The organism is Flavobacteriales bacterium (assembly GCA_020435415.1).
GTDB lineage: Bacteria > Bacteroidota > Bacteroidia > JACJYZ01 > JACJYZ01 > JACJYZ01.
In genome coordinates, this window is the sequence record JAGQZQ010000142.1 from 1 (window position 1) to 5,132 (window position 5,132).

At 47.3% G+C, this 5,132-nt stretch carries 4 protein-coding genes; all 4 read left to right on the forward strand.

Annotated elements, in window-relative coordinates:
* Window positions 1-145 precede the first annotated feature (145 nt).
* Window positions 146-970, forward strand: a complete 825-nt coding sequence (locus KDD36_14640; GenBank protein MCB0397887.1) for an AraC family transcriptional regulator — start codon at window positions 146-148, stop codon at window positions 968-970.
* A gap of 91 nt (window positions 971-1,061) precedes the next feature.
* The gene (locus tag KDD36_14645; GenBank protein ID MCB0397888.1) at window positions 1,062-1,562 is read left to right on the forward strand and encodes a hypothetical protein; all 501 of its coding nucleotides are present in this window, start codon (window positions 1,062-1,064) and stop codon (window positions 1,560-1,562) included.
* A gap of 26 nt (window positions 1,563-1,588) precedes the next feature.
* Window positions 1,589-3,022, forward strand: coding sequence for a T9SS type A sorting domain-containing protein (locus tag KDD36_14650; protein ID MCB0397889.1), 1,434 nt, complete (start codon window positions 1,589-1,591; stop codon window positions 3,020-3,022).
* A 71-nt stretch (window positions 3,023-3,093) separates the two neighbouring features.
* Window positions 3,094-5,132: caspase family protein (locus KDD36_14655; protein MCB0397890.1), on the forward strand; the 2,039-nt coding region annotated here is incomplete at its 3' end.

Below are 5,132 nucleotides of genomic sequence, written 5' to 3' on the forward strand. Positions count from 1 at the left end.
ACCACTTCATGAACAGACTTGTAATCAAAAGGGTAATTCGCTATATTTAATCTTCCTGAATACAAAGGACAGGAATGAGTGGTAGGCTTTTCAGTGCAAACTGCGATTGGTTTCGCAGGCCCTATTTTGTCTGAATGCGGGATTTATGGTAAGAGATGTACAACCGGAAAATGCTTTGCTGAGAAAGCATGTCGTGGGCTTCAACATGTTTGAGGACCATTCCCCCGTTCGATTTTATGCTTATCCGCAGCTAGGTGCCACAGTGGAGTTTCTTAAGAATGCGTATTTGTCCTGTGACCGTGCATCCATCACCGTTAAGCCGTTGGAGAATACCGGCAACAGGGATACATATGCCGTTGTTATTTATGGAAAATATGCAACGCCGGTCCTGATAAATTACGAGGGTTACGTGGATCATTTCGGGGTCAATTTCAATGCGACAGGTATCAGTTGCTTTTTTGATACACCATATAAAGCATTAGCGCCGCTAAATTTCCAATTGTATTCGAATCCCGGATGGCAGACATTTGCCAGTCGGTTGTTTGCCTTTCATGGATTCGAAGAGCGGATGGCGTTTACAGAGCAGTTTTTATTGGACCGTTTCAAGCCTATTTCCCCGCCAGGCATTGAGAAGGCGGTTGAGTTGATCGTGGAAGATCCAGCCGTCCATATTTCAGAATTGCCTGATCGTTGTGGAATGAGCAGCCGCAGCCTGTTAAGGAAGTTCAACGATTTTGTCGGTTGCAGTCCTGTTTTGTTCAAACGCATCGTTCGTTTTCGGAATGCCATCGACCTTGAATCGCGCCAGTCAAAAAACTTAAACTGCACCGACATCTGTTATCAGCATCACTTTTTTGATACGGCCCATTTCCGCAAGGAATTTCTTAAGCTTACCCATCAGACCCCTACAGCTTTCTTTCAGAATATTTCTGCGGTGGGAAATCACGGATTTCCATACCAGCTGGTTTGAGCAACCGCCCGACGAATTGACGGATTTTTACTTTCCCATTCCTTTATAGTTGCCTACTTTTAACATCCACAATCGTGGTGAGGGGATCAGCATGTTTTACAGAATTGTCATATCAACAATGATTGTTGGAGGACTGATGTCGGGGTGTAAGCCCAAAAAGGAGATCAGTACATCTACGCAGTTGCAACCGGTCCCGGAGTCTGATCCATACGGCGACAGCTCGATGGTTTTTGTGATCATGACAATGTACCGGGATTCCATTACGGGTGAAAGCCACGTTACAGTAAATGAGAAGATATATGCCGCAGGTCGTGTCAAATCAAATACCAATGAAGATACGGATGGTGCAAACTACCTTACCTGTATCCTGTACCGTAAGGATGAAGCCATTGACTCGGTCAGACTGATGCATCCATTGAAAAAACAAGTGGAGTATGTAGGTGAAGATCACCAGATGCGGATGAAGGAAATATCGCTGGAAAAGGCTGACTTCTCCGTACGGTTTCAATTGACAGGAGGCGAGAACAGGGTGACGGTCAGGGAAACACTGGAAACCTCAGGTGCGAAAGACCTTATCTCAATACCTCTTTAGTATAAAAAACATAAACACCGGTTATTATGAAAAAGATATACGCTCTGATCCTGACCCTTTCGGGCCTGTGCTCCACCCTTCGCGCACAAACCTATGATGTGGATACTTTGCAGTACAATGGCGATATCAATCAATACATCAACATCGTCATTCTTGGTGATGGATATACCTCCGCTGAGTTGGGTAAATACAGCAACGATGCTGCCGATTTCATGAATGGGTTTTTGTTTTCCCAATCGCCATTCAAGGAATACAAACAGTACTTTAACGTATTTACAATCAAGGTCCCTTCTCCGGAATCCGGAATCAAGCATCCCCGGACAGCTTCGGATTGCTCCAGTTTGCCGGCATCCAATCCGAATAATTTCTATGGGTGTTCATTTGATATCGGAGGCATTCATCGCCTGTTATCGCCAAACAACTCAAAGGTGGCCACGGTTCTGGCCAACAATTTTCCGGGTTACGATCAGGTGTTCATGATCGCCAATTCCACGGAGTATGGTGGCGCCGGCGGGACGTATGCCACCTTCAGTACGCATGGCAGCAGCGGAGAGATCGGATTACATGAAGGAGGGCACTCATTCGCCAGCCTGGCAGATGAATATTGGGCGGGTGCACAGTATGCGAAAGAGAAACCGAATATGACAAAGGAAACCAGTCCGACCCTTGTAAAATGGAAGAACTGGATGAATGTGAATGGCGTCGGGATCTATTCGCATACCGGTGATGCCTCGTGGAAAAAGCCGCGTACCGGACAATGCAAGATGGAAGTTCTGGGTAAGCCGTTCTGTAGTGTATGCGCAGAAACGATTGTTGAAAAAATACATTCATTGGTTGATCCCCTCAATGAACATGATCCCATGAATACTTCCGTTTCTGTAAGTAATCAAGCGATTGACTTTTCCATCGGTTACGTCCAACCTGCTCCCAACACCATGGCATCACGCTGGATCCTGGATGGCAGTGCAACGGTCAGTAACAATGTTTCTTCGTTCAGCTGGACAACCAGTGGGTCGGTGCTCGTGGCAAGCCAGGATAGTCTTGCATTGGATCCTTCGGGTCTAAGTCTTGGTAACCATACTTTGAAGGTGTATACCCTGGATACCACCATTCTGACCCGCAGCGACAGTCATCCAAACAGCCATCTGGATAGCGTTGTATGGACGTTGAATAAAACAGTGACCGGACTTGAGGTGGCTCAGGAGGGGAAGGTCAGTGTACAAATATTTCCAAATCCAATCACGGGAGACAACCTGAATGTGAGCTATGCTCTGGCGCATCCCACAACCATCACGTTAACCCTGCTTTCCATTGACGGTAAGGTCTTGCGTTCTTTCAATCGGTTGGCGAATGAAGGTGCGCAGACGCACGTAGTGGACATGCAGGAACTGCCCAAGGGAGTCTACCTTGTTCAGCTTTCCTCGGATGACTTCGTGATCACCCGGCAGGTGGTGAAGTGATAGGGTTCATTATCAGTAAACAAAATAGGAGACGGCTATAGAACGCAACGGGGAATTCTTATTTTTACCCTATGCGTATTAAGCTGATCATCACCAGTATTCTTTTGGCAGCCATAACCGGCCAGGCCCAACCTGCACTTGAGTGGAGTGCCTCTGTCGCGTTGAGTGAATCCGACAGACTGTACAGCATGGTTGAATCACCTGATGGTGGATTTCTTGCCGTTGGGCAGACTTTCAATGAAGACAATAAGTCGTCCGACATGCTGCTCGTTCGCACCGACATCCGCGGAAATGTGATCTGGACAAAGAAGATCGGATATGCAGGTAAAGAGGCAGGTCATAAAATAGTGGTTGATGGGAATACTTTTCTGATCGCCGGATATACCACATCAGCCGGCGCGGGTGCCAGCGATATGTGGTTGGTTCGCATAGACGCCATTGGGGAGGTGTTGATGGAAAAAACATTCGGAGGAAAGTTCGATGATGAAGCCAGTTGCCTGGTTGTTAATGAAGATGGAAGCATTGTGCTTGGCGGATACACGATGGTGCAGGCATCAAGCACCATACATGGTTATGTGTTGAAAGCTGATAATTCAGGGAATAAATTATGGGAGAAGGAAATCGATGGACATTTCAGGACCTATATCAACGCGATCGTCAAAACAAAAACAGATTATGTGATAGGCGGCTATTTCAGGCCGATGAATACCGATACCTATACATCCCATATGGGACGTATGGTGTCGTTGGACGACAATGGGAAGATCCTTTGGGATCAGGTATATGGTGGTGAGAAAGACGACGCCATTCAGGATATCGTTGTGTTTGATGGAAAATTGCTGGCGCTGGGAACTACGGAATCCATGGGGGGTGGTCAGGGCGATCGTTGGCTTCTTCAAACAGATATGGCCGGTAAACGGCTATGGGATTTTGGTGCCGGGCAAGTGTTGAATGATGAGGGTAACAGCATGGCTGTCGGATCGGATGGCATGGTGGTCTCAGGTACAAGTAACCGAAGGGAAACCAATAGCGATGATATTGTTCTTAATGGGTATGCGTCCTTTAATCTCACCGGAAATACCAAAATGATTGCAGCAAACTGGGAGATGATCTCAGGTGGCGAATTGAACGAGCATGTGAGCCAGCTAATCACTACCGCAGATGGTGGATTTGCCTTGACCGGTTATACCTGCACACCCTATAACTATGATTCCAAGCCTGTACGTTGCTCCGCTCTTATTTACAAATATCAGGGCTCACCGGAAAAAGCGGTGGAGTACTACGTGAACCGGAAAGTGAACAGCTGGAGGAAACGGGGCGAATTTGAAAGGAGTGAGGATTACGAAGCCCGCATTGCGCCCGCGCAAATGCAACAGGTCATGGATAAACACAAACGTGAGGCCATTGACTATTATGCCGCCAGATTCCTGAGTCTGGAAAACGCCAGTCTATCCAAATATGATGCAGACAAGGAGTTGTTCATGATGAATGTGAGCGGAGGCGGTGTGTTACAGGTACAGGCACCTATCGATGTGGCGCAGTCGTTCAAGGATAACTTTGGTATGCGTGAATTGCATGATCTCTCGTTTGACCTGCGTGATGGAAAGTTCACCTTGAAAAGTGCCACCATGAAGGTGGGGAGATATATCTATACCTATAAGGAGATAGATGGCGGGTATGCCTTCGTAAAGACGGGGGAGACGGCAGAAGAGGAGACACTTCTGCGTGGTGGCAATCCGCTGGAAGGATTGAATATCGCCAAAGCGGCACCCATCAAATCGCGCACCTGTTATGCGCTGGTCATAGGAATAGATAATTATAAAGGCCACTGGAAAAACCTGAACAATGCGGTACGGGATGCCCAGGGGGTGGAGAAATTGTTAAAGGAGCGCTATGGTTTTCAGCACATGCGTACCCTTTTTGATGAGGAGGCCACCCGCGAAAATATCATCAATGCCATGATGTGGCTGGTGGAGAATGTGAAGGAGGAAGACAATGTATTGATCTACTATTCCGGCCACGGCGAGTATAACAAGGCGTTGGATAAAGGCTACTGGGTGCCGGTGGATGCCCAGACGGCATCCGTATCGGCCTATATTTCCAATTCGGA